Source organism: Lacicoccus alkaliphilus DSM 16010, assembly GCF_900142805.1.
In the GTDB taxonomy this organism is placed as follows: Bacteria; Bacillota; Bacilli; order Staphylococcales; family Salinicoccaceae; genus Lacicoccus; species Lacicoccus alkaliphilus.
This window is the reverse complement of the sequence record NZ_FRCF01000002.1, coordinates 757,716-783,908: the sequence shown is the minus strand read 5'-3', so window position 1 is coordinate 783,908 and position 26,193 is coordinate 757,716. Positions and strand designations below refer to the sequence as shown.

Annotated in this window: 25 protein-coding genes; 21 read left to right on the top strand and 4 right to left on the bottom strand. The window is 50.0% G+C overall.

What is annotated here, in order from left to right:
• Positions 1–183: 183 nt before the first annotated feature.
• Positions 184–348 carry a hypothetical protein gene (locus BUA12_RS13015; RefSeq protein ID WP_178138216.1) on the bottom strand — a complete coding sequence of 55 codons (165 nt, stop codon included), beginning with the start codon at positions 346–348 and terminating at the stop codon, positions 184–186.
• A gap of 201 nt (positions 349–549) precedes the next feature.
• Between BUA12_RS13015 and auxA the strand changes: the two genes are divergently transcribed.
• The 9 genes from auxA (at position 550) to BUA12_RS04105 (ending at position 9,868) form a co-directional block, all read left to right on the top strand.
• On the top strand, positions 550–1,809 hold the full coding sequence (gene auxA / locus BUA12_RS04145) for a lipoteichoic acid stability factor AuxA (RefSeq protein ID WP_072708922.1): 1,260 nt from the start codon (positions 550–552) through the stop codon (positions 1,807–1,809).
• A complete protein-coding gene (hutG, locus tag BUA12_RS04140) occupies positions 1,787–2,701 on the top strand; it encodes a formimidoylglutamase (RefSeq protein WP_072708574.1) in 915 nt (304 codons plus the stop codon). Before auxA ends, hutG begins: the two co-directional genes overlap by 23 nt.
• The gene (locus BUA12_RS04135; protein WP_072708572.1) at positions 2,698–3,882 is read left to right on the top strand and encodes a class I SAM-dependent rRNA methyltransferase; all 1,185 of its coding nucleotides are present in this window, start codon (positions 2,698–2,700) and stop codon (positions 3,880–3,882) included. Before hutG ends, BUA12_RS04135 begins: the two co-directional genes overlap by 4 nt.
• Positions 3,883–3,944: 62 nt before the next feature.
• A complete protein-coding gene (locus tag BUA12_RS04130; protein WP_072708569.1) occupies positions 3,945–4,397 on the top strand; it encodes a hypothetical protein in 453 nt (150 codons plus the stop codon).
• Between the two features lie 112 nt (positions 4,398–4,509).
• Positions 4,510–4,776 (top strand): phosphocarrier protein HPr, encoded by a 267-nt coding sequence (locus BUA12_RS04125; RefSeq protein WP_072708567.1) that lies wholly within the window; start codon positions 4,510–4,512, stop codon positions 4,774–4,776.
• Positions 4,776–6,503 carry a phosphoenolpyruvate--protein phosphotransferase gene (gene ptsP, locus BUA12_RS04120; RefSeq protein WP_072708565.1) on the top strand — a complete coding sequence of 576 codons (1,728 nt, stop codon included), beginning with the start codon at positions 4,776–4,778 and terminating at the stop codon, positions 6,501–6,503. The genes BUA12_RS04125 and ptsP overlap by 1 nt, the downstream gene beginning before the upstream one ends.
• 196 nt (positions 6,504–6,699) lie before the next feature.
• On the top strand, positions 6,700–8,049 hold the full coding sequence (locus BUA12_RS04115; protein ID WP_072708563.1) for a cytochrome ubiquinol oxidase subunit I: 1,350 nt from the start codon (positions 6,700–6,702) through the stop codon (positions 8,047–8,049).
• A gap of 5 nt (positions 8,050–8,054) precedes the next feature.
• Positions 8,055–9,080 (top strand): cytochrome d ubiquinol oxidase subunit II, encoded by a 1,026-nt coding sequence (locus BUA12_RS04110; RefSeq protein WP_072708920.1) that lies wholly within the window; start codon positions 8,055–8,057, stop codon positions 9,078–9,080.
• 128 nt (positions 9,081–9,208) lie between these two features.
• Entirely contained in the window at positions 9,209–9,868 is a 660-nt protein-coding gene (locus BUA12_RS04105) for a potassium channel family protein (protein ID WP_072708561.1), read from the top strand.
• A gap of 91 nt (positions 9,869–9,959) precedes the next feature.
• Here the strand turns inward: BUA12_RS04105 and rnjA are convergent, their stop codons facing one another.
• Both rnjA and BUA12_RS04095 read right to left on the bottom strand, forming a co-directional pair.
• A complete protein-coding gene (gene rnjA, locus BUA12_RS04100) occupies positions 9,960–11,651 on the bottom strand; it encodes a ribonuclease J1 (protein ID WP_072708558.1) in 1,692 nt (563 codons plus the stop codon).
• A complete protein-coding gene (locus BUA12_RS04095) occupies positions 11,651–11,866 on the bottom strand; it encodes a DNA-dependent RNA polymerase subunit epsilon (RefSeq protein WP_072708556.1) in 216 nt (71 codons plus the stop codon). The genes rnjA and BUA12_RS04095 overlap by 1 nt, the downstream gene beginning before the upstream one ends.
• A gap of 283 nt (positions 11,867–12,149) precedes the next feature.
• On the opposite strand from BUA12_RS04095, the gene BUA12_RS04090 reads away from it, so the two are divergent.
• Positions 12,150–12,413, top strand: a complete 264-nt coding sequence (locus BUA12_RS04090) for a hypothetical protein (protein ID WP_072708554.1) — start codon at positions 12,150–12,152, stop codon at positions 12,411–12,413.
• 24 nt (positions 12,414–12,437) lie between these two features.
• Here BUA12_RS04090 and def read toward each other — a convergent pair whose 3' ends face one another.
• Positions 12,438–12,989 carry a peptide deformylase gene (def, locus tag BUA12_RS04085; protein ID WP_072708552.1) on the bottom strand — a complete coding sequence of 184 codons (552 nt, stop codon included), beginning with the start codon at positions 12,987–12,989 and terminating at the stop codon, positions 12,438–12,440.
• A gap of 109 nt (positions 12,990–13,098) precedes the next feature.
• Between def and BUA12_RS04080 the strand changes: the two genes are divergently transcribed.
• The 11 genes from BUA12_RS04080 to ilvN all read left to right on the top strand — a co-directional run bounded on the left by BUA12_RS04080 (position 13,099) and on the right by ilvN (position 26,171).
• On the top strand, positions 13,099–13,728 hold the full coding sequence (locus BUA12_RS04080) for a YkyA family protein (protein WP_072708550.1): 630 nt from the start codon (positions 13,099–13,101) through the stop codon (positions 13,726–13,728).
• A 173-nt stretch (positions 13,729–13,901) separates the two neighbouring features.
• A complete protein-coding gene (gene pdhA / locus BUA12_RS04075) occupies positions 13,902–15,008 on the top strand; it encodes a pyruvate dehydrogenase (acetyl-transferring) E1 component subunit alpha (RefSeq protein WP_072708548.1) in 1,107 nt (368 codons plus the stop codon).
• A 3-nt stretch (positions 15,009–15,011) separates the two neighbouring features.
• Complete coding sequence (locus BUA12_RS04070; RefSeq protein ID WP_072708546.1) at positions 15,012–15,989, top strand: alpha-ketoacid dehydrogenase subunit beta; 978 nt, start codon at positions 15,012–15,014, stop codon at positions 15,987–15,989.
• Between the two features lie 31 nt (positions 15,990–16,020).
• On the top strand, positions 16,021–17,352 hold the full coding sequence (locus tag BUA12_RS04065; protein WP_072708545.1) for a dihydrolipoamide acetyltransferase family protein: 1,332 nt from the start codon (positions 16,021–16,023) through the stop codon (positions 17,350–17,352).
• 5 nt (positions 17,353–17,357) lie between these two features.
• The gene (gene lpdA / locus BUA12_RS04060; RefSeq protein ID WP_072708543.1) at positions 17,358–18,764 is read left to right on the top strand and encodes a dihydrolipoyl dehydrogenase; all 1,407 of its coding nucleotides are present in this window, start codon (positions 17,358–17,360) and stop codon (positions 18,762–18,764) included.
• Positions 18,765–18,826: 62 nt separating this feature from the next.
• Positions 18,827–19,102 carry a UPF0223 family protein gene (locus tag BUA12_RS04055; protein ID WP_143146078.1) on the top strand — a complete coding sequence of 92 codons (276 nt, stop codon included), beginning with the start codon at positions 18,827–18,829 and terminating at the stop codon, positions 19,100–19,102.
• Between the two features lie 132 nt (positions 19,103–19,234).
• Entirely contained in the window at positions 19,235–20,218 is a 984-nt protein-coding gene (locus BUA12_RS04050) for a DUF4064 domain-containing protein (RefSeq protein WP_072708539.1), read from the top strand.
• Between the two features lie 312 nt (positions 20,219–20,530).
• Complete coding sequence (locus BUA12_RS04045) at positions 20,531–21,517, top strand: bile acid:sodium symporter family protein (RefSeq protein ID WP_072708537.1); 987 nt, start codon at positions 20,531–20,533, stop codon at positions 21,515–21,517.
• A 14-nt stretch (positions 21,518–21,531) separates the two neighbouring features.
• Entirely contained in the window at positions 21,532–23,241 is a 1,710-nt protein-coding gene (gene ilvD, locus BUA12_RS04040) for a dihydroxy-acid dehydratase (protein ID WP_072708535.1), read from the top strand.
• A gap of 678 nt (positions 23,242–23,919) precedes the next feature.
• Positions 23,920–25,665 (top strand): biosynthetic-type acetolactate synthase large subunit, encoded by a 1,746-nt coding sequence (gene ilvB, locus BUA12_RS04030; protein ID WP_143146076.1) that lies wholly within the window; start codon positions 23,920–23,922, stop codon positions 25,663–25,665.
• Positions 25,653–26,171: an acetolactate synthase small subunit gene (ilvN, locus tag BUA12_RS04025; protein ID WP_072708531.1), complete on the top strand. Its 519-nt coding sequence runs from the start codon at positions 25,653–25,655 to the stop codon at positions 26,169–26,171. The genes ilvB and ilvN overlap by 13 nt, the downstream gene beginning before the upstream one ends.
• Positions 26,172–26,193 lie beyond the last annotated feature (22 nt).

Below are 26,193 nucleotides of genomic sequence, written 5' to 3'. Positions count from 1 at the left end.
CCGAAGACAAAATCCGGACAGCCGACTCAGCACCGGCATCCCCATCCGGAGCCGAAGACAAAACCCGGACAGCCACCCACACAGACACACAAAAAAGCACCCGCATGCGGGTGCTTTCCTCTTGCATAAAGCTGTGAAACCAAACCTTAAAACTACAAACCTTGAAGCTGTAAAGCTGTATTGCTATTCATAGGCGTCCTGCAGATCTTCTTTCGTCTGCGCTTCGCCTTCTTTCGCATCTTTGCTTTCCAGATCTTTTGTATTTTCATTTGCGCCACGCTCTTCTTCGCGAGCCTGTTCACGCTTCTCTTCTTCGAACACATCTTTTTTATCTTTGTTTCCAGCCACTTGAATCACTCTCCTGGGAGAATATCAATATATTATATTATTATCTGTACTCCATATATACCCACGCCCTGTGAAGCTAAACATACATATTCAAAAGTTTTTTCCGATGATGAAGCACATCTTAAAATGCGCCTTCCGTCACTTACAGAATGCATTCTTCCTCTATTTCTACTATAATGGGGAGGGACTGAGGTGAAACAGATGTTAAAAAAATTCAGGGATCAGAGTGAAGTGCACATCAGCCTGCTGCTCGGCTTGTTCTTCATTATATTGGGCATTTTCATTCTATTCAACACGGGCAGGATCCGGGATGCGGCAGACGGCACTCCCGTGGACGAAGCCGATATAGAGACGATATGGGATCTGGTGAACGCGTTTTTCCTTGAGGTGATGAATATGCTGTCGATCCTGATCGGGGATTTCCCGATCATCGCCGGCATCCTCATGATCATATTCGGGGTATTCATGTTCATGATCGGCAAGACGGTCCGGGACACCACCAGGTATGACGGTGTACTGTCTTTCTTCTTCATGGGCCTGGCGCTGTTCTTATTCATCGTCACGACCATATTGATGATGCAGGTGTACGGATGGTGGGCACTCCTCTTCCTCATTGCATTCATGGTTCACCTGCTCTATAACATCTTCAATGAATATTTGGACCCGCTGCACCGGAAAGAGCATTACATGATCATCATGTTCTTCTACGGCGTCGCTTATTTCTTCACCCAAAACGCGGTGTATGCGAATATCGAAGATGCACTGAGCCCGGCGGATGTGCTCAGCGTCAACATGTTCTTCGCCCTGGTGCTGGTGTTGTCCCTGCTCGCACTCTGGGTGGGCGTCTTCTTATCGAAATCCAAAAATTTCCTTAAAAAGCCGAAGGCAAGAAGCGGGGAGGATATGTCCAGAAGTTCCAAGCGGGGCATGAACAGACTGAATCCGAACCAGTACCTCGGGTTTTCGGAGAAGATCTACCGGTTCAGGAACAGCCTGCTCACACGGATCAAAGATTTCCTGGAGATCGGCGTGCCGGGCTGGCTCAAGGTCAACTATCTTGAGCTTCTGCTCGGTCTGCTGGTGCTTGTATTCATCGGCGTGGAGTTCAACAACAGGCAGGGTGTGTTCACGGAAGGTCATTTCAGATTGTCACAGATGAGCCACCTCTATGAGTGGATCAACCTGTTCCTGACGCTGGTGCTTGCTCTGGCCTATCTGTTCTTCACAGTCATGAACATGTGGAAGAACATCCACTACCACAGGCAGATGATCGTCATCATTGCATTGTGGCTCAAACTGACGGTGAGCCTGTTTGTGACGGTTTACCATGATGTTGAGCTGTCGCTGTTCATTCTGCCGTTCAACATCATACTCGTGCTGCTGACGACGCCGCTTGTTCTGTTCAGCATCTTTAAAGAATTCAATGGAGGGACGACAAATGACAGAAATAAGAAAGCATGATCTCAAAGGTCGCGTTGATCATCCTGATGTCAAAGAAAGGATCCACCAGGTACTGGAGGATTATGGGAAGAAGGAGACGGCGCACCCGGCGCCCGTCTTCCTCGGGTTTGCCTCCGACGAAGGCGTCATGCGCAATAAAGGCCGCGCGGGAGCCGCGGAAGGGCCTTTCAAGGTCCGTGAAAAGCTTGCAGGCCTGCCTTATACTGAAGAAATCTACGACTACGGCACCGTGATGGGCACGGAAGATCTGGAGTCTTCACAGCAGGCACTCGGCAGCGCGACGGCGGAAATCTTAAACAATAAAGACTTCCCGCTCATCATCGGCGGGGGGCACGAAACATTATACGGGCACTATCTCGGGGTCCGCGAGGCGCATCCCGATGCAAAGATGGCGGTCCTTAATTTCGACGCGCATTTCGATCTCAGGATCGAGGACCGGGCGACATCCGGAACCATGTTCTACCAGATACTGACCAAGGATACCAATGTGGATTATTTTGTGCTCGGCATCCAGGAGAGCGGAAATACCGGCACCTTGTTCGATACCGCGGATGCGCTCAATGTGAATTATGCGAAGATCAATGAGATGCGCAGCTCCCCCAAAGTGACGGACTACATGTTCAAGGCGCTCGGCAACTATGACTACGTCTTTGCGACATTGTGCATGGATGCCGTGGCCGAAGCGTATGCACCCGGTGTCAGCATGGGATTGCCGAACGGGTTCACTTCGGTGGAGATACATGACCTGATCGAAAGGCTTGCGGGCGTGGACAACCTCGTCAGTTTCGACATCAGTGAAACTGCACCGGCGCTTGATGCGGGGGACCGCACCAGTGCACTCACCGCAAGCATCATACACAGGTTCCTCATTACAAAGGATGGTTTTGAATGAATACTATACAATTGAAAAAGGGCGCTGAAAGACCTTTCCATAAAGGGCGGTTGAATATCGCCGAAGAAGACCTGAGTGATGCCGTCTTTTTGAAGGACGGTGAAGTGGTGGAGCTGACGGACTATCTCGGAGCATTCATCGGTTATGCGATGATGAGCTTCGAACAGCGGACCCATGGCTGGATCCTCAGCAGGGATGAGGATGTACAGATAGACGAACGGTTCATCAGGGAGAAGATCATTACAGCGATCGAGGAGAGGACACCGCTTTATAATCAGGAGGATACGGATGTATTCCGCATCTTCAATGAAATAGGCGACGGCATCGGCGGTCTGTCCATCGATGACTTCAACGGACACCTTCTGATCACTTATTATTCCGCGGGGATATATAAGATCCGCAACCTGGTCGTCCAGGTGCTGATAGAGACCCTCACCCCGGAATCGATCACCGAACAGACAAGGTTCTCCATTGACGGCCGGATGCAGATCGAGAACACTCCCGTGACGGGCAATGCGCCGGAAAGAATCATCGTCACGGAAAGCGGCATGCGTTTCAACGTGAACTTGACGGCCGGGCCGATGACGGGGCTTTTCCTCGATCAGCGGGAAACTAGAAAGGCGCTGCTTAAAAATAAACACTCCCATAATGAAGCGTTTTTGAATCTCTTTGCCTACAGCGGTTCATTTTCTGTTGCAGCGGCCCTTTCCGGCATGTCCACCACCAGTGTGGACATGGCAGGCAGGACGACGGCGCTCGTCACGGAAAACTTCAATGTGAACGACCTGCCGCTCGACAATCACCATATCCATATCATGGATACTTTCGACTACCTTAAATATGCGGAGAGGCAGGATCATCAGTTCGATACGATATTGATCGACCCACCGAGCTTCAGCCGCAATAAGAAGAAAGTCTTCAAGGTCGGGCGGGATTACCCGAAATTGATACGTGAAGCCGTTAAAATATTGAAACCGGGTGGAGAACTGATCTTAAGCCAGAACCTGGAGACATTCACGCTGAACCAGTTCAAAAAGCAGATTGATGAAACGATGAAGCACATGGGCCGCGGGTATACCCTGCAGGATGTCAAAGGACTGCCGAAAGACTTCAGGACGACCAGCGGATACAGGAACGGGAAGTATTTGAAAATTGTAACGATAAAGCTCGCCAACGATTAAAAACCGGAGATTTGGGTATTGTAAACATTAGATAAGTATTCTTGAAGAGAAGAGGGTTATTTATGGTTCAATATCAAATGACTGAACAAAATCTGAAGGATAAACAGGAAAAAGCACAGGCACTTGTGCAGAAGAAAGCGAGGACTTCTGCCATAGCGGCCGTTGTGCCGATTCCGTTCCTCGATGTCGGCACCGACATCAAATTGATGAGGGAGATACACGGCGAGATTGAGGAAATCTTCGAGATAGACCATGATGATGTATCGTCCACGAGCGATGACATCGTTACACGCGCACTGGTCATGGCCACAAGCATCGGGAGTGACCTGGTCCGTAAAAGAATTACGCCTTTCGTCTTCAGGAGAATAAGCAAAAAGCAGAAATTCAGCAGATTCGGTCTTGTGACCATCATCGGCAATGTTCTCGGGGCCGCAATCAGCTACTATCTGATGAGGAAGCTCGGGAATGACCATATCGACCATGTAATGCAGCATTTAAGGAATGAAGCTGCCTGAACCGGGAGCTGACACTTTGTCGGCTCTCGCTGTTGTGCAGGTTGATGTGAACGGTTAAGGATAAACCCAAATATAATCATTTTATTTCATGACAAAAAGGAGCTAATCAGCAATGGAGCAAAAATCATATTTTATAACGGATGAAACAGGTATACATGCAAGGCCGGCGACGATCCTGGTGCAGACGGCGTCGAAGTTCGATGCGGATCTGCAGCTGGAGTTCAACGGCAAGAAAGTGAATTTGAAATCCATCATGGGCGTCATGTCACTTGGTGTGGGGAAAGATTCGGAAGTCACGGTCTATGCAGACGGCAACGATGAGGAAGAGGCTCTGCAGGCGGTGACGGATACATTAAGCAGAGAAGGGCTGACTGGCTAATGTCAAAAATACTGAATGGAATCGGTGCGAGTGAGGGCATAGCGATGGCAAAAGCCTACTCTCTCGCAGAACCGGATTTGAATTTCACTGAAACTTCAATCGAAGGCAGTGCATCGGCAGAGGAAGTTCAAAAGTTCAGGGACAGCATCCACAATACAAAAGTGGAAATCACCAAAATCCGCAACCATGCAGAAAAGGCTGTAGGGCCTGAACACGCGGCCATTTTCGAGGCACACCTATTGGTTCTCGACGACCCTGAATTCATCGGTCCCATCGAAGAGAAGGTCACCGGTGAATTACGGAGCGCGCCGCAGGCACTGGTGGAAGTGCGGGATCAGTTCATCAGCACGTTTGAAAATATGGAAAATGAGTATATGAAGGAGCGTGCCGCAGATATCAAGGACGTCTCCAAGCGGGTGCTTTCACATCTGCTCGGACGTCCCCTGCCGGACCCTGCATCCATTGATGAGGCGGTCATCATCATCGCCGATGATCTGACGCCTTCGGATACCGCGCAGCTCGATAAACGGTTCGTCAAAGGTTTTGTGACGAACGCCGGCGGGCGCACATCCCATTCTGCAATCATGGCGCGTTCCCTGGAAATCCCTGCAGTCGTGGGGACGAAAGAGGTGACGGCTTCAGCCGCTGGCGGCGGCATGGTGATCGTTGACGGCACAGTCGGAGATGTCATCATCGGCGCCACCGCAAAGGAGATCAAAGCCTATGAACTGAAGGCCGAAAACCTGGAGCAGGAAAGGGAAAACCTGCTTGAACTGAAGGGCGATGAAACCAAGACGCAGGACGGCGTGACAGTCGAGCTTGCTGCAAATATCGGCACCCCGGATGATGTGGACGGTGTGCTTGCGAATGGTGCAGAGGGCATCGGCCTGTTCCGTACGGAATTCCTGTATATGGGCCGCGATACATTGCCGGAAGAGGATGAGCAATATGAAGCTTATAAGAGCGTCCTTGAGAAAATGGATGATCAACCCGTCGTCGTGCGGACGATCGACATCGGGGGCGACAAGGAAGTTCCGGCCCTCGATATGCCGAAAGAGCTCAATCCATTCCTCGGCTACAGGGCGGTACGCTTGGCCCTCGGCAATAAAGAACTCTTCAGGACGCAGCTCCGTGCACTGCTCCGGGCGAGCGTGCACGGGAATCTGAAAATCATGTTTCCGATGATCGCGACGATACAGGAGTTCGAGGAAGCGAAAGCACTGCTGGTCGAGTGCAGAGATGAACTGAAGGCGGATAAAGTGGATGTCAAAGATGATATAGAAGTCGGCATCATGGTCGAAATACCATCGGCTGCCATCCTTGCGGATGAATTCGCCAAAGTGGTGGACTTCTTCAGCATCGGGACGAACGACCTGATCCAGTATACATTTGCTGCCGACCGTATGAACGAGAACGTCTCCTACCTTTATCAGCCCGGCCATCCGGCATTGCTGCGCCTGATCGACAACGTCATCAAATCGGCGCATGCAGAGGACAAATGGGTCGGCATGTGCGGTGAGATGGCGGGGGACCCTGAGGCGGTGCCACTCCTGATCGGCCTTGGTCTCGATGAGTTTTCAATGAGTGCAGGCAGTGTGTTGAAAGCGCGCAGGCAGATCAAAAACCTCAAGAAGACGGATATGCAACACCTGGCTGAAACTGCATTGCGTTCACCGGATGCGGAAACGGTGAATGCGCTCATCAAAGAGTACACAGAGCGTATATAAGTTAACCCGGACACATGAAATTCACCTCAGGCTGATGTGGATTCATGTGTCTTCATTTTTGGATGGAAACAGGATGAACGTTTTCGGAGCGCCCGGCCTTTATTGAACATTTTTTCACAATATTGTCATGTAACACCGATTGAAATGCGGTGAAATGGTTATATAATTAGGGGTACGGATATAAGGAGTGATTTAAGTGGATGATGTTCTGTTAGGACGTATAATAACAGCAAGTACTCTTGGTTTTCATATTATCTTTGCCACTATCGGCGTCGGTATACCCATAGTCATCATGGTCATGGAATTTCTGGGAATCAAAAAGAAAGACTCGCAATACTTGACGATGGCAAGACGGATTGCCAAAGGCTTCACAGTGACCGTTGCAGTGGGGGTCGTGACAGGCACGATCATCGGCCTGCAGCTTTCACTGATATGGCCGGACTTCATGAGGCTTGGCGGGCAGATCATCGCGCTGCCGCTGTTCATGGAAACTTTTGCGTTCTTCTTTGAAGCCATATTCCTTGGGATCTTTCTATATACATGGGGACGCTTTAAAAACCCCTGGCATCATTGGCTGCTGAACATACCAATCGTCATCGGTTCCACGTTGTCGGCCGTATTCATCACTTCGGTGAACTCTTTCATGAATACACCGGCCGGATTCGAACTGTCTGAAGAGACATTCGTCAACATCGATCCTGTGGCAGCGATGCTGAACCCCTCAGTCTATGTGAGGGTCTTCCACGTGGTCGCGACGGCGTATATGACAGCAGCATTCATCCTTGCATCAATCGCCGCATACAAGCTCATCAAAAATAAATTTGAAAAAGACCGCGAGTACCATAAAAAGGCTTTGAAAGTGACGATGTCCATCGGTGTCATCATGAGTCTGCTCACAATCGTTGCAGGGGACTTCTCGGCTAAATTCCTTCATAACGAGCAGCCGGAAAAACTGGCGGCGATGGAATGGCATTTCGAGACCGAAACCCATGCCGACCTGGTCTTGTTCGGCATATTGGATGAGGAAAACCAGGAAGTGAACTATGCCCTCAGGATCCCTTGGGCGCTCAGCTTCCTGTCAGGCAATTCCTTCGATACGGAAGTGACCGGACTGAACGATATACCTGAAGAAGAGCATCCGCCTCTGGTCATACACTATTTCTTCGACCTGATGGTCATGTTCGGGATGTATGCCTTCGGTGTCTCGGTGATTTACTTCATCGTCAAGAAGTTCACCCGGTTCAATGAACATCATCCGGCACTGTTATACGCCTACTTCCTGACCGGACCGTTATCCATGATGGCCATCGAGGCAGGCTGGTTCCTGGCTGAGATGGGCCGTCAGCCGTGGATCATCCGCGGCTATATGCGGGTGGCGGAAGCCGTGACGAATGCGGAAGGTCTTGGCATGGTGCTGATCGCATTCATCATACTATACATCGTGCTCGGGTTTACATGTGCATATGTATTGATCAAAATGTTCAACAACAGCTCAGCCGAATCTTCACGCGCGGAATATTATGGTGAGGGAGTGGATGCCAAATGATGGACTTGAACTATGAAATGATCGGCATCACGGTGCTCTGGACCTTTCTATACGGATATATCATCGTCGCAGCCATCGACTTTGGTGCGGGGTTCTTCAACTATTATGCGATACAGACCGGACAGCACCGGAAAGTCAGTCATATCATCCAGCGTTATTTGAGCCCGGTCTGGGAAGTGACGAATGTTTTCTTCGTGTTCTTCTTCGTCGGCATCGTCGGGTTTTATCCCGACACGGCTTACTACTTCGGCACGACACTGCTGATCCCCGGGAGCATCGCGCTGATTCTGCTTGCCATCCGCGGGAGTTATTATGCATTCAATTCCTATGCGACAAAACCGCGTAAATCGTGGGCGTTCCTTTACGGGGTGACTGGTCTCCTGATTCCGGCATCACTATCGGTGGTGCTGGTGATCTCGGAGGGTGGATATATTTATGGGGATGGTGACGGGGTGCAGCTCGATGTCATGGAGCTGCTGCTCAGCCCCTATGCCTGGACCGTCGTTTTCCTGGCGATCATACTGGTCCTTTATATATCCAGCGGATTTTTGACTTACTATGCAGCAAAAGCGAAAAATGAAAGTGCCATGGAAACATTCAGGGGCTGGTTCATGATCTGGACACTGCCGATGCTTGTAATCAGCCAGTTCACGTTCTTAAGCTTAAGGGAACACAACCTTGAACACTTCGTGGCTGCGCAGGACTACTGGTATCTATTCGGCCTGAGCCTGCTGTCGATGATCATCGCGGTCTTCCTGATATGGAGGAAGCGGCACTTCGGGCTCGCCTTCATCATGATCATGCTTCAATTCGGCTTTGCATTCTACGGATACGGCATCAGCAAGCTGCCGTACATCCTGTACCCTTATATTGATATCAACACAAGTGTTGTAAATGAATCGATGGCTTTCAGCCTGACCATCGCTTTCATACTTGGACTGCTGCTGTTGATACCGAGTATCATACTTCTCCTGAGGCTGTTCATATTCAACACCGAATATGTGGAAGGCAGGAATGAGGAAGGGTACTAGGCCTGGTCAATTTGGCCGCGTCCGTCACAGGACGCGGTTTTTTCATTTATTTGTTGAATTTTACAGCAGGAAGTTTATTATATGAATTATGGTTGGAAAAGATGTTTTAAGAAGCGGAGGAGTCAGGAATGAAAAAGGAATTCGCAGTGATCGGACTCGGCAGATTCGGCGGCAGCATAGTGGAGGAGCTGAATGAACTGGATGCCAACGTGCTTGCCATTGACAGGGATCAGGAAAGGGTGAAGGATTTTCAGGATATCGCCACTCAGTCGGTGATTGCAGATACAACGGAAGAGTCCGTGCTGAAGGATCTCGGGCTCAGAAATTTCGATCATGTCATCGTGGCGATCGGGGACAACATCCAGTCGAGTATCCTGACCACACTTCTTTTAAAGGATATCGGCGTCAAGAGAGTCACCGTGAAAGCACAGAGCATGTACCACGCCCGGGTGCTCGAGAAGATCGGTGCAGATTATGTCGTCCACCCGGAACGAGATATGGGCCGCCGCATCGCCCACAAGATGATGTCGAGTTCGGTGCTGGATTACCTGGAGCTGAGCGATGAATTCTCGGTCGTGGAATATCTTGCCGGAAAGAAACTGGCGGGGCGGTCGATCCTCGAGCTGGATATCCGTGCGACTTACGGCATCAGCATCATAGCAATAAAACGGGATGACTCGATCATCATTTCACCGGACCCGAATTTGGAGATAGAACGTGATGATGTATTGATTGCGATCGGCGGGGACAGTGATTTGACGGCTTTTGAAAAGAAGATGATGGATTAGAGGCGTGGCGGCAGTGACTGCCGTGAAGACTTAAGATGATGGAGACACCAAAACCGCCCCGGCAGATCTGCCGGGGCGGTTGTTTCATCTACTACTTCTTTTGGAGTTTCTCGTCATTGATCCTCATGATCATTGGCAGGATCATGGGACTGCGTTTCGTTTTTCTGTAAAGGTGCTGGCTGAGTTCTTCGATGATGAGCTGTTTGACGTTGAACCACTCGACATTCTCCTTGGATTCAAGCAGCTTGGTCACATCGTCTTTTATTTTCCTCTCCGCACTGCGGATGAGTCCGTAGGATTCACGCATGTACACGAATCCGCGGGAGATGATGTCCGGGCCGCTGAGCAGCTGCTTCGTCTCGAAGTCGATGGAAACGACGACGATGGCCAGCCCCTCCTCGGACAGATCCTTACGGTCACGGAGGACGATATTTCCGATATCCCCGATGCCTATGCCGTCAACAAACACTGTCCCTGCCTGTACACGGTGGCTCAAGCGCGCCGAATCTTTTGTCAGTGCGACGACGTCGCCGATTTCCGTGATGAAGACATTCTCCTCTTCCATGCCTGTGGAGACGGCCAGGTCTTTATGCAGTTTCAGCATGCGGTACTCCCCGTGGATCGGCATGAAATATTTCGGCCTGATCAGGCGCAGCATCAGTTTCTGCTCCTCCTGGGAACCATGACCTGAAGTATGGATGTTGGAGAGACGGCCGTGGATGACATCCGCTCCGGCTTTGAACAATGAATTGATCGTGCGGTTGACGCTCAGTGTGTTGCCCGGAATCGGTGAAGAACTGAAAATGACTGTGTCATCCGGGATGATGCTGATCTGGCGGTGGGTGCCGTTGGCGATCCTGGACAGTGCCGCCATAGGCTCCCCCTGTGATCCTGTACACAGGATCATCACTTTGTGCTTTTCGATTTTGTTGATCATCTTCGGTTCGATGAATGTTTCGGGCGGCGCTTTGATGTAGCCGAGCTCCGTACCGATTTTGATGTTGTTTTCCATGCTGCGTCCGAAAATGCAGATCTTGCGGTCCAGTTTGACTGCGGCATCGATCGCCTGCTGTACGCGGTAGATATTGGATGCGAATGTCGCGAAGATGATCCTGCCCGTACACTTCCTGAATATATCCTCGACATTCTGTCCAACCGATTTTTCACTGATTGTGAAGTTCGGGACGGTGGCGTTCGTCGAGTCGGATAGGAGGCATAAGACGCCTTCCTCGCCGAGCTGGGCCATTTTGGCAATGTTTGCCGGCTCACCGACAGGCGTGAAGTCGAACTTGAAGTCACCGGTGTGCACGATGTTGCCTTCCGGTGTCCTGACGACCACTCCGTACGCTTCCGGTATGGAGTGTGTGACCAGAAAGAAATCAACGGTCATATTGCCGAAGTCCAGCACGCTGTCCTCCTGGATTTCATTCAATTCCGCCGTACGCAGCAAGCGATGCTCTTCCAATTTGTTGCGTATCAGCCCGAGTGCAAGCGGACCGGAATAAATCGGTACGTTGATCTCTTTCAATAGAAACGGTATACCGCCGATGTGGTCCTCATGCCCGTGTGTAACGATGAGTGCTTTGATTTTGGATTGGTTTTCAATCAGATAGCTGTAGTCGGGAATGACATAGTCGATGCCGAGCTGCTCGTCATCCGGGAACTTGATGCCTGCATCAATGATGATGATTTCATCCTTATATTCGACACAATACATGTTCTTGCCGATTTCACCGAGGCCGCCCAGTGCGTATACGCCGACTTCCTGTTTTTCAAGTGACATTATAAATTCTCCACCTTAAATTGTGAATTGTTTTCTTTTTCGTAATTCAGGTGAGCATCGCTGAGTTCCTCGACAAGCTCGATATTGTAACCCGAGTCGCTTAAAATCCTGCGGACTTCCGTTTCCGACTCTGCTTCGAAATACTTTGTATGCGTATCTTCACGAATGATGCGGTCGGTCAGGTTTTCCTGATAAAACACTTTGAATACTGCCATGTCCATTTCTCCTTTTTATTAAAAATATATATAGTGTTGATCTAAATATCATCAAAAAAATTGTGCTCATATAAGTTAAGCACAATTTTAGGATCATTCTCACTTCCTGAATTCACTGCCTAATGAACATTCTCTTCCGGGAATGCGTCCCGGTCCCTGCCTGAATATGCGGCATGACCGTTTGAGCATGATGACTGCATCCCCCATCCACTTACTTTTTATTCTACAATATAGACGACTTGCATGCAAAGACTTTATAATAGTAGTGAATGGAGGGAAACTTGTGAAAGCACAAAACTTATTGACCCGCATACTAATGGAGGCGGAGCGTGAAGATCGGAATTTCAGCCGCCTCGAGTTCAACGTCCGTGACAAAGGCGTGGTGATGACCTATGAATATGCAGCGGATTCAGATGCTGAAGATGTCCACCGCCCGAGGCACGGCAAAGATCCGGAAGTATTGGACCTGGACACTTTTGATGAACTGAAACCCCTGCTCTATGAAAAAAACATCCCGTTCAAAGAACGCCGGGATGATTTCCTGTAAAACCCGTGGTGTCACGGGTTTTTGTTATTCCAGCGGCTTGGCGCCGATTTTAGGATCGTTCGGAAAGTCTTTGTCGATGTGGTCATAAAACAGGATGCCGTCCAGATGATCCAGTTCATGCTGAAGTATGACCGCGAGGTAACCTTTCGCTTTGATTTCGATTTTCTCCCCGTCTGTCGTCGTTGCTGTGACACGTATCCTCTGATACCGGTGGACGAGCCCTTCGATATCTTCATCGACGCTGAGGCAGCCTTCACCGCCGGGCAGATAGGTTTGGTTCACGGAATGGCTCTTCACTTTAGGATTGATCAGCATATAATCATATTCCGCTTCTCCATCCTCATTCTCCACATAGATTGCGAGCATCCTCTTATTAAGGCCTATCTGGGGTGCGGCAAGGCCCACACCGGGACGCAGTCCGTATTTTTCCGCCGTCTCCGCGTCCTGGGAATTGATCACATATTCCCTCATCTCTTTCAATTGTGAAACCGTCTCTCCATCTATATCGGTGACCTCTTCGGCTTTGGTCCTGAGTCTGGGATCCGGGTCACGTACGATATCTTTCATTGTCAACAAGGCAAACCCTCCTGTTTTTGTGTAGGAATATTTATAGTATACTATAAATGACCGTGATAGATAACATCTGGTAACCATTTAAATCTGGATATTATGGAGGACTTTATTAATGAAGAAGATTGCCGGGCTCATGATGGCAGGTTTGGTTTTTCTGCTGGCATCATGCAGCAACGAAATGGATGAGTTGGAGGGCTTCTACACAGAATTCCAGGAGACGCTGGATATTGAAGCGGAAATCAGCGACATCAGTGAAGAATATAATGCACTTGAAAATGAGCGCGGGCGCATCCAGGACAGCCTTCCGACTGCTGAACGCAGTGAATTGACTGAGATGGGGGAAGCGCTGGCTGACAATACGGAGGAACGTCTCGGACTGATCAGGGAGGAACAGGAAGTCATGGCTGCTTCTGAAGAGCAGGCGGCGGAAGCATCTGAAGAGATCGATGACATCAGCAACGCGGAGTACAGACAGCAGGCGGAAGCATTGATCGCCGCGGCGGATGAACGTTACGACGTGCATGATGAGCTGATGGGAGCCTTCGAGTCCGTGCTGGGAAGCGAGATGAACCTGTTCGAACACCTGCAGACGGAAGAACTGAATCAGGATACCATCGATGACCGCATCAACACGCTCAATGAAGAGTATGAAGCGCTGTCTATATTGCAGAGCGAGTTTGCGACGGCGACGGAACGGTTAAATGAAGTGAAGGACGAAGTTTACAGTATATTTGCAGAATAACGTCGTGTAATATAACAGATCTTTCTGTTTCGCATGTTCATTCCCTTTAAATTAAGGATTATCACAAACTGTTTCACACCATTGAAATTTACTGTTATAACAGGGTGTGATAAAATTAAAGGTAATAGATACAAAATAAACATTAAAAATGTGAAAGGTTCGGTGAACATTCCATGGCATCTAAAAAAGGATTCGATCCTGTGAAAACATTGGAAGAAATCGAAGACAAATTTGAAATGTACCAGATTCTGAACGAAAAGGGGGAAGTGGTGAACGAGGCTGACATGCCGGATTTATCAGACGATGAGCTTGTGGAATTGATGACGCGCATGGTCTGGACGCGTGTCCTGGATCAGCGTTCCATATCATTGAACAGACAGGGGCGTCTCGGTTTCTATGCGCCGACTGCAGGTCAGGAAGCTGCACAGCTTGCCAGCCAGTACGCGCTTGAACAGGAAGATTATATCCTCCCGGGCTACAGGGACGTACCGCAGCTCATCTGGCACGGTCTTCCGTTGACACAGGCGTTCCTCTTCTCACGCGGACACTTCAAAGGGAACCAATTCCCCGAAGGTGTAAACGCTTTAAGTCCGCAGATCATCATCGGCGCGCAGTTTGTACAGACCGCCGGGGTCGCGCTCGGCATCAAGAAGCGCGGAAAAAAATCGGTGGCAATCACCTATACGGGCGACGGGGGCACGTCGCAGGGCGATTTTTATGAAGGTATGAACTTCGCGAGCGCCTACCTGGCACCTGCAATCTTCTTCGTCCAGAACAACCACTACGCAATCTCGACACCTGTCGATCTGCAGACGAATGCGAGAACATTGGCTCAGAAAGCGGTTTCTGTGGGCATCCCGGGTGTACAGGTGGACGGCATGGATCCGCTCGCCGTATACAAAGTGACGAAAGATGCCAGGGACCGTGCAGTGAACGGTGAGGGCCCATCCTTGATCGAAGCACTGTGCTACCGTTACGGGCCGCACACGATGGCAGGGGATGACCCGACGCGCTACCGTACTTCCGATGAAGATTCCGAGTGGGAGCAGAAGGACCCGCTTGTGCGCTTCCGTAAATTCCTCGAGTCGAAGGACCTGTGGGACGAAGATAAAGAGAATGAAATCATGGAACAGGCTAAAGAAGATGTTAAAAAAGCGATCAAAGAGGCGGATGCCACAGATAAACAGACTGTGACGCAGCTGATGGAAATCATGTATGAAGATATGCCTGCGAACTTACAAGAACAGTATGAAGTCTACAAAGAAAAGGAGTCGAAATAGATAATGGCTGAAAAGACAATGATTCAGGCAATCACTGAAGCGATGGCCACTGAACTCAAAAACGATGAAAACGTCCTTGTCTTTGGTGAGGATGTCGGTGTCAACGGCGGTGTCTTCCGTGCGACGGAAGGCCTGCAGAAAGAATTCGGCGAAGAGCGCGTATTCGATACACCACTTGCAGAGAGCGGCCTCGTATCCATGGGTCTCGGCCTGACGCTTGAAGGATACCGTCCGGTCATCGAAATACAGTTCTTCGGGTTTTTATTTGAAGCGATGGACGGGGTTGCGGGTCAGATCGCAAGGCACCGTCACCGTTCAGGCAATTCCAAGCCGATGCCCGTCGTCATCCGAGCGCCATTCGGCGGCGGTGTGCATACACCTGAGATGCACGCGGATTCATTGGAAGGTCTGATGGCCCAGACCCCGGGCCTGAAAGTGGTCATTCCATCAAATCCGGTGGATGCTAAAGGCCTGCTGATTGAAGCGATCCGTTCCAACGATCCTGTCATTTTCCTTGAGCATATGAAATTATACCGTTCTTTCCGTGAAGATGTGCCGGAAGAAGACTACACAGTTGAAATCGGCAAGGCCAAAGTGAAGCGGGAAGGCACCGATGTGACACTGATTGCATACGGTGCAATGGTCCAGGAATCACTGAAAGCTGCAGAAGCGCTTGAAGAAGAGGGCATATCGGCCGAGGTCATCGACCTGAGGACCGTATCCCCGGTCGATTACGAAACATTGATCGAATCTGTAGAGAAGACGAACCGCGTGGTCGTCGTGCAGGAAGCACAGCGTCAGGCCGGGATTGCAGCAAATGTTGCAGCCGAGCTGTCGGAGCGTGTGATCCTGAGTCTTGAAGCACCGGTCAAACGTGTGACGGCACCGGATACCGTCTATCCATTCACACAGGCGGAAGAAGTATGGCTGCCGAACAAAGATGATATCATTGAAACTGCAAAAGAAGTATACAATTTCTAAATGGTAAACACCTGAAAAAGGAGGAGTTACAGTGGCTTTTGAATTTAAACTGCCAGATATCGGTGAAGGTATCCATGAAGGCGAAATCGCGAAGTGGATGATCGCAGAAGGCGATGAAATCAAGGAAGATGATGTGCTCGCTGAAATCCAGAACGATAAAGCGATGGTTGAAATACCATCGCCGGTGGACGGGACGGTCAAAACAATTCATGTTGGAGAAGGCGAAGTGACCACCGTGGGCACTGTCATCGTGACGATTGATGACGGGTCGGAAGACAGCGGCGGGTCTGAAGAAGCGGCCGGGAAAGAAGAAAGCTCTGAAGAAGAGAAAGAAGACGACTCCAAAGAAGAGGAAAAAGAGCAGCCGAAAGAAGCAGACAGCAAACCCGAAGAGGCGTCCAAAGACGAATCCGAAGAAAAAGAAGAGACTTCAGGCGGCCGTGTAATCGCCATGCCGTCAGTACGCAAATTCGCACGTGAAGAAGATGTCGATATCAACCAGGTGACCGGTTCCGGTAAAAACGGCCGCGTGACCAAAGAAGATATAGAGGCATTCAAGAGCGGCGACGCTCCGGCTGAATCCGATGATGCGGAACAGGCGGCATCTGAAGAGGGCGGCCGGGAAGAAGCTCAGCCTGCTGCAAGTGCTTCAGCGGATGAAGCACGTGAAACAAGGGAAAAGATGTCCGGCATGAGGAAAGCGATCGCCAAAGCGATGGTCGACTCCAAGCAGACTTCCCCTCACGTGACGCATCTTGATGAAGTCATCGTGGATGATCTCTGGGATCACCGCAAGAAGTTCAAGGAGATTGCTGCGGAGCAGGGCGTCAAGTTGACATTCCTGCCTTATGTGGTCAAAGCGGTCGTTTCAACACTCAAGAAATTCCCTGAACTGAACACTTCGATCGACAGTGAAACGATGGAAGTCATCCAGAAACATTATTACAATGTCGGTATAGCGGCGGACACCGAACGCGGCCTCGTCGTCCCGGTGATCAAAGATGCCGATAAGAAGTCGATGTTTGAAGTCTCGGATGAAATCAATCAGCTTGCAGAAAAAGCACGCGACGGAAAATTGTCGGGTGATGAGATGAAAGGCGGCTCCATGTCGATCTCAAATCTTGGTTCTGCAGGCGGTTCACACTTCACTCCGGTGATCAACCAGCCGGAAGTGGCGATCCTCGGCATCGGCCGTATCGAGGAAAAAGCTGTGGTCAGGGACGGTCAGGTTGTGCCGGCACGTGTTCTTGCGTTATCATTGAGCTATGATCACAGGCAGGTTGATGGCATGAAAGCCCAAACTGCATTAAATCATATCAAGAGATTATTGAATAATCCGGAATTATTACTCATGGAGGGATAGTTGGAATGGTAGTTGGAGATTTTCCTATTGAAACAGACACAATTGTAGTTGGTGCAGGTCCTGGAGGTTATGTTGCGGCAATACGTGCAGCACAGACAGGCCAGAAAGTGACGATCGTTGAAAAAGAAGCATGGGGCGGAGTTTGCCTGAACGTCGGATGTATACCGTCGAAAGCGGTCATCTCTTCATCCCACCGTTACCAGGAAGCGCTGAACGGTGAGGAAATGGGCGTCAAGACTGAAGGTGTGAGCCTTGATTTCACCAAAGTCCAGTCTTTCAAGCAGAGCGTCGTCGACAAACTGGTCGGCGGTGTCGAAGGTTTGCTGAAAGGCAACAAAGTCGAGATGGTCAAAGGTGAAGCCTACTTCGTCGACAACAATACGATGAAGGTCATGGATGAAAAGCAGTCCCAGACTTATAAGTTCAAAAATGCGATCATCGCTACAGGTTCCCGTCCAATCGAAATCCCGGGCTTCAAATTCGGTGAACGCATCATCGATTCGACAGGTGCGCTTGCACTCGAGGAAAAACCTGAAAAACTCGTTGTCATCGGTGGCGGCTACATCGGTACGGAGCTCGGTACAGCATATGCAAACTTCGGTACGGAAGTGACGATCCTTGAAGGACAGAAAGATATTCTCGGCGGTTTCGAAAAGCGCATGACTTCACTCGTCAAACGCAACCTCAAGAAGAAGGGCACCAAAATCATCACTCAGGCGATGGCGAAATCTGCCGAAGAAACAGAGAACGGCGTGAAAGTCACTTACGAAGCCAAAGGTGAAACCCAGGAAATCGAAGCCGACTACGTACTGGTCACCGTCGGCCGTAAACCGAATACTGAAGAGATCGGCCTGGATGAGCTCGGCATCAAGAAGGATGACCGCGGCCTGATTGAAGTGGATAAGCAGTCAAGAACTTCAATCGACAACATCTACGCGATCGGTGATATCGTTGCGGGACTGCCGCTGGCCCATAAAGCGAGTTACGAAGGCAAAATCGCTGCTGAAGCGATTGCAGGCGAGAAATCGGAAGTCGATTACATCGGCATGCCGGCGGTATGTTTCTCAGAACCTGAGCTGGCGACTGTCGGACTCAACGAAGCGGACGCCAAAGAAGAAGGCCACGAAGTCGTCACAGGCCAGTTCCCGTTCGGAGCCAACGGCCGTGCACTCGGTCTGAACAAATCAGACGGTTTCGTCAAAGTCGTTGCACGCAAAGAAGACGGACTTGTACTTGGTGCACAAATTGCAGGGGACGGTGCTTCCGACATCATTGCGGAGCTCGGGCTTGCTGTCGAGACAGGCATCACTCTGGAAGATATCGCTCTGACTATCCATGCACACCCGACATTAGGTGAGATTCCTATGGAAGCGGCTGAAGTTGCATTGGGCAGACCGATCCACTCCATGTAATATCGAAGGCGTCTTTATGACGCCTTTTATTTTTTACTTTTATCATGTAGAGGTGAATGAAATTGGCGCAGGAATACAGTTATCCGCTGGATTTGGACTGGACGACGGAGGAGATCGTCAAAGTGGTCGAGTTTTTTGAAGCCGTCGAAACCGGTCATGCAGAAGGGATCACTGCCGGTGCACTCAGGCGGCACTATAAGAATTTCAAAAGTGTCGTACCGTCGAAGAGCGGAGAAAAAACGCTGTTCAGGGAATTCAAGGCACAGAGCGGCCTTGAAGCCTTCACCCTGACCAGGCAGCTGAAAGACGCCGGTGACGAGGATGTCATCAGGGCATGACCATTTGCAGGAAAAAGAACAGTTTTTATGAATTGAATCATCCTTTCAGATCATTTGTGATTAAAATGAGTCAGCAGGGGTAATATTTAAAAAGAAAGCAATTTTAATAAACACAATTTATGGGAGGTTCCTATGGCTAAAAGAGAATATACTCAGACTGTAAGGCCGGTGAGCCGGATTGCAGAGAAAATCTTTGGATGGCTGGCATGGCTCGGCCTGCTGATCATCGCCGGCGCCCTTTTATTCTTCTCATTGGTGACGGTGAACGATCAGGCATTCGTCAATGATTTCACCACCGGGATGCAGCAGCAGCTGGAAGGACAGAATCTTGAAGGTTTCACACCTGAAGAAGTGAGCCAGATGATGCTTGATCTGCTGAACAATTTTTGGATGGTGGCATTGTATCTGGCACTGCCCCTGATACTGGGTCTGTTTGGACTCCTGACCATGAAACGTCGTATTCTGGCAGGTTTTCTCCTGCTGCTTGCGGGACTGTTGACTGCACCGCTTGTACTTGGAGTCATCACAGGATTGATTCCTTTATTCTTCATAATTTCAGCGATTCTCCTGTTCGTCAGAAAAGATGAGGTGATCACCGATGACCTTGAGCCGATGGACGGAAGACGCGGCGTCAGGGACCGGGCTGAAGAGCCGGACGCCGGGCCTGTAAGACACGACCGTGACCTCGGTGATGAGAGGACACGCGGCCGCAGCGATGATTATGCGCGCAATCAGCAGTACGAACGTGAGCGCGAATATGAAGGCGGCCGTGGAAGCGGGGCGGTGGCAGATGATGTGCGCACCGACCGTGATTATAGAGACAATAGGGCCCGCAGAGACGACAGGGGCGACATCGAGGATACACGGCAGTTCGATAAGATCAATGAAGGCGAGCATTATAAAGAGACGCGGGAAAATGACCGCTACGTTGACGGCAACATCGATTCCGAAGGTACGGTCGAACCTGTGAGCGAAGAGGAATATAATCGTACACACGGTATCGCAGTCGAAGATGAAGACGGACGTGCACGCGACAGGGAAGGTTACGGCTACGAAAGCGACGCCACCACGGAGCGACGCCAGAATGTCGACCGCCGAAACAATGATAAGTATTGATGTGGAATTTTAATGAGTGCCCACCTTATGTGGGCACTTTTTTTGATCATGTACGGGACGGTGTTCCCCCTCAGTCCGGGGCCGCAGCACCAGGTCCCTGATGATCGGAACATCCGGGTGAAAATTGTAATGAAAATTTACTGACAGGTTGTAATCGGTACCAATACGATGAAATCAACATCCTGGTAGTAAGGTGAATGCGCTGAAAGGTGGAAACATTCTAAAAATTTAAAATTAAGGCTATGGACTTCTTCGGAAATTTGGTATTATAAGTGCTATTAAATATATTTACATAGAATGGGGTCTTGAGTTATGAATGCATTAATTCGTTTCAGTCAGTTTGTGGGGAGCACGTTTGCCATATGGGCGCTGGCCTTTGCCGTTTTGGCATTTGCCTTTCCGGCCGGCTTCACCTGGATTGCACCTTACATTTCGATTCTGCTGGGTGTGATCATGTTCGGGATGGGGCTGACCTTGAAGCTCACCGACTTCAAAGAAGTGGTGAAGGCGCCTAAGGCGGTCCTCGTTACAGTTCTCGCACAGTATACGATCATGCCGCTGATTTCCATACTGCTGGTATGGGTGTTCCAGCTGCCTGCCGAGATAGCGATCGGTGTCATACTGCTCGGGTGTACACCCGGCGGGACGTCCTCGAACGTCATGACATACCTTGCCAAAGGAAATGTGGCTGTGTCCATCGCAGCGACTTCAATTGCCACACTGCTGGCGCCGGTGGTCACACCGATGCTGACATTGCTGCTTGCAAGCGCACTGCTGCCGGTCTCATTCATGGACATGTTCATTTCAATCGTGCAGATTGTACTGATACCAGTCGTTCTGGGTGTGTTCGTCAATTACCTCCTCGGTGAGCGTGTGGAAAAAGTGGTCGGTGTTTTACCGTTGGTATCGGTTATTGGTATAATCGGTGTGATTGCAGCGGTCGTTTCGAATAATGTGCAGAACATCATCGAGACCGGGCTGTTGATCTTTGCAGTCGTCATACTGCATAACCTGCTCGGTTACACTGCCGGCTATCTTCTCGGTAAGATGCTGAACTTGAAGGTCCAGGACCAAAAAGCGGTCTCCATCGAAGTGGGTATGCAGAATTCAGGGCTTGCAGCGACACTCGCAACCGCGCATTTTTCACCATTGGCTGCAGTACCGGGGGCGATCTTCTCGGTATGGCACAATATTTCAGGTTCACTTGTTGCGAACTGGATGAGCAAAATTAAAAACGATGACGACGATGTTAAGGAGACTAAGAAAGAAACAGGTCAAACAGAAGAAATAATCACTTAAAAGGCGGGATTTTTATGTCAGAGAAGAAAGATCTGAGGATCAACAGTAAAGTTTATACAGAAAGTAACGTCAAGGCACCGAATCGGGCGATGCTGAGGGCAGTCGGCTTCACTGATGAAAAGTTTCAGATGCCGCAGATTGGTGTGGCGAGCAACTGGGCGGAGACGACACCGTGCAATATCCACCTGAATGATCTGGCTCAGTTTGCCAAGGAAGGTGTCAGTACTGCAGGTGGTGTGCCCATTCAGTTCAACACGATCACCGTCGCTGATGGCATTGCGATGGGTACCCAGGGCATGCGTTTTTCGCTGCCTTCCAGGGACATCATCGCAGACTCGATCGAAACGATGGTCGGAGGCCAGAACCTGGATGCGCTTGTCGCAATCGGCGGATGTGATAAGAACATGCCGGGCTGTGCGATCGCCATGGCAAACCTCAATGTCCCTGCCGTGTTCGTTTACGGCGGTACGATTTCCCCGGGCCGCCACAAAGGTGAAGACATCGATCTGGTCAGTGTATTCGAAGGTGTCGGAAAATGGAATAACGGCGAGATAGACGACGATGAATTGAAATCGATAGAATGCAACGGCTGTCCGGGACCTGGCGGCTGCGGGGGCATGTATACAGCGAACTCCATGGCTGCTGCACTCGAGGCGATGGGCATGAGCCTGCCGGGATCAGCTTCAAACCCGGCGGTTTCGAAAGATAAAGAACAGGATGTCTATGAAGCCGGACAGGCTGTTTTGAACCTGCTTGAAAAAGAAATTTATCCTAAAGATATCCTGACGAAGGAAGCATTTGAAAATGCGATTACGGTCGTTTATGCACTCGGCGGTTCGACGAATGCAATCCTTCACCTGCTCGCAATCGCACACGCAGCGGAAGTGGAACTGACCATCGATGATTTCAACATCATGCAGGAAAAAGTCCCTCATCTGGCTGATCTGAAGCCGAGCGGCAAATACGTGTTCCAGGACCTGTATAATGTCGGCGGTGTGCAGGGTGTGATGAAGTATCTGTACGAGAACGGCCTGATCCATGGTGACTGCCTGACGGTGACCGGGAAGACGATTGCTGAAAACCTTGAGGCAGTCGATCATTTGAAAGAAGGCCAGGACGTAGTCATGACACTTGAAAATCCGAAGCGTGCCGACGGCCCCCTCATCGTTCTTAAAGGGAACCTTGCACCGCTTGGCGCAGTCGCCAAAGTTTCCGGCGTCAAAGTGCGCCGGCATGAAGGTCCGGCTAAAGTGTTCAATACCGAACAGGAAGCCATCGATGCGGTGATGGCCAACGAAATTGAAAAAGGTGACGTCGTCATCGTAAGGTATGTCGGTCCGAAAGGCGGGCCGGGGATGCCTGAAATGTTATCCTTGTCCAGCCTGATTTCAGGCAAAGGGCTCGGCGAAGACGTGGCGCTTCTGACGGACGGCAGATTCTCCGGCGGCACCCGCGGGCTTGTGGTCGGACATATCGCGCCTGAAGCCCAGGAAGGCGGCCCGGTCGCACTTGTCAAAACAGGGGACCTGGTGACGATCGATCAGGATACGAAAGAGATCACCATGGCTGTTTCGCCCGAAGAGATGAAGGCACGTGCAGATGCACTGGAATTGCCGCCGCTTCATAGAAAAGGTGTGCTCGGCAAATATGCGCATATCGTCTCCCATTCCTCGCTCGGCGCAGTGACGGATTTCTTCAACAGGGATGATATCAATCAAAAATAAGTCATTGGATTAAACCCGGATGAGTACCTTTCATCCGGGTATTTTCATCTCTTCATCCACAGTTGCATTGTCGGAAGCCGTAAAACCACGAAAAAACATAAAAAAAAGTTTGGAAATCCGAACGATGCACCATGAAAGCATTGTAATCGTTTTCACTTACAAAAAATTTAGACAATTTAAAAAAATTTCGGATAAACGGTTGATTTCTTTGCCGAAACGATGTAATATAACTCTCAACATCATATTACTGAAATATCAGATTAATTCTGAGCTGAATAATCTTCAAAGCTGTGAAGGGAATTTAAAGTTTGCAATGTTGATTTAAAGAGAATGGGGCCCGGCTGAAAACCCAGATCAATTGAAACTTTATGCTCATCCCTGAGTGCTCATCTGAAAGGCCCATGCCGATTAGGATCAGCCGGGTGCACGCCACCCGTTATACAAACGGACTGCATGGTAAGTCATAAATTAAATGGAATGACCGCCATATAATTAACTCCTTATTAACTTTACCTCTTCTTATCATGCAGTCCATAAGGCCGGCGCCGTGAGGTGCCGGCAAAAAATGGGTGGTACCGTGAGTGAGCTCTTTTCTCCCCATTGTTACTTTGTAGCAGTGGGTGGAAAAGAGTTTTTTTTATTTAAAATTAAAAGTGATTGAATGAGGAGGTCTTATCAATGAAGACAGAACTAGCCATTAAAGAAGCGCAGTTGAACAGTAGAGTTGAAGAAGATTTTATGACGGGTGCGGATGTCTTGATTGAAGCGTTGGATAATCAAAATGTAGATACAGTATTCGGCTATCCTGGAGGTGCTGTATTACCCATTTATGATGCACTCCACAAGAGCGATGCATCATTCAATCACATTTTATGCAGACATGAACAGGGTTTGATCCATGCAGCAGAAGGATATGCCCGGACGACCGGGAAACCGGGCGTCGTGATCGCGACAAGCGGTCCGGGTGCGACAAACCTGATTACAGGCATCACTGACGCGATGATGGATTCACTTCCAATCGTCTGTCTGACAGGTCAGGTGTCTACAGCAGTCATCGGTACTGATGCGTTCCAGGAGGCAGACATCATCGGTCTGACGACGCCGATCACAAAGTACAATTATCAGGTGACGGATGTTAAGGATTTACCAAGAATCATCAGGGAAGCATTTCATATCGCCACTACAGGCAGGCCGGGTCCTGTAGTGGTCGATGTCCCGAAAAACATTTCGCAGGAGATCGTTACAGAAGCTTTCGAAACGGATTTCCATCTACCCGGATATCAGCCGACGATCAATCCGAATCCGTTGCAGATCAAGCGTCTGATGGAAGCGATGCGGGTGGCGAAAAGGCCGGTCATACTGTCAGGTGCGGGTGTCCAGTTCGCAAAAGCGGGTGAAGATCTGCTCCAGTTCGCAGAGGAATACCGCATCCCCGTCACAACGACGTTGCTTGGCCTCGGCACATTCCCGGGTACACATGAACAGGCACTCGGCATGGCGGGCATGCACGGATCCTATGCCGCGAACATGGCAATATATGAAGCAGACCTGCTGATCAACATCGGCGCACGTTTCGACGACAGACTGACCGGTGCGATACAGCACTTCGCACCTGATGCGAAAGTGGCGCATATCGACATCGACCCGGCTGAAATCGGCAAGAACATCGAAACGCACATCCCTGTTGTAGGGGATGCCAAAGAAGCATTGAAACGCATGAATCAAACGGAAGTGGACTGCGAAGACCATTCCGAATGGTTCGAACATGTCATGGCAAATAAAAAGGATTCGCCATTCTGGTACGAACGCAGCGACGACTTGATCTCACCACAGTGGCTGATCGAACAAATATATGAAGAGACCGACGGTCAGGCAATCGTCACGACCGATGTCGGCCAGCATCAGATGTGGGCGGCACAGTTCTATAAATTCAATGATTCGAACCGCTTCGTCACAAGCGGCGGCCTCGGCACGATGGGCTTCGGCCTTCCGGCCGCGATCGGTGCTCAGCTTGGTCATAAAGACGATACGGTCGTTGCAATCGTCGGAGACGGCGGATTCCAGATGACGATGCAGGAAATGCAGACCCTGAAGCATTACAACCTGCCCGTCAAAGTGGTCATCGTCAATAACGAGGCGCTTGGGATGGTCAGGCAGTGGCAGGAAAAGTTCTACGAAGAGCGCTACTCCGAATCACTGCTTGATAACAACCCGGATTTCGTTAAGCTTGGAGAAGCTTTCGGCGCTGAAACTTTCCAGGTGACGGAAGAAAGCAAAGTAAGGGAAACATTGAAGAAAGCATTCGAACACGACGGCCCGGCTTTGATCGATGCACGCGTCGTCAAACTGGATCTGGTGTTTCCTATGGTTGCACCAGGCAAAGGGAACCATGAAATGATAGGGGTGAAACCATGCGAAGAATAATCACTGCAACGGTTCAGAATTCGAGCGGGGTTTTGAACCGGGTCACCGGTCTCCTGTCGAGACGCGGATTCAATATTGAAAGCATTACAGTCGGCGGGACAGAGCAGGAGGGCATTTCCAAGATCACGTTTGTGGTGGAAGTTGAAGAATCACAGAAAGTCGAACAGCTTACAAAACAGCTTCATAAGCAGATTGATGTCCTTAAAGTGAACGACATCACCCACCACAATAAAGTGGCAAGGGAACTGTGCCTGATCAAAGTGGTTGCCACACCCCAGAGCCGCTCAGAAATCAGCGGCATCGTGGAACCGTTCCGGGCAAGGATCCTCGACATCTCGAAGAATTCCCTGATCGTCGAAGTGACCGGCAAGCCGGATAAGGTTGAAGCTTTGATCGACCTGCTCACACCATACGGCATCAAGGAACTTTCCCGTACAGGCATCACGGCATTCACAAGAGGTACACAAAATAAGCAGATTTCTGATTATCAGACATTAATAGTATAAATTCACAGGAATGAAAGGGAGA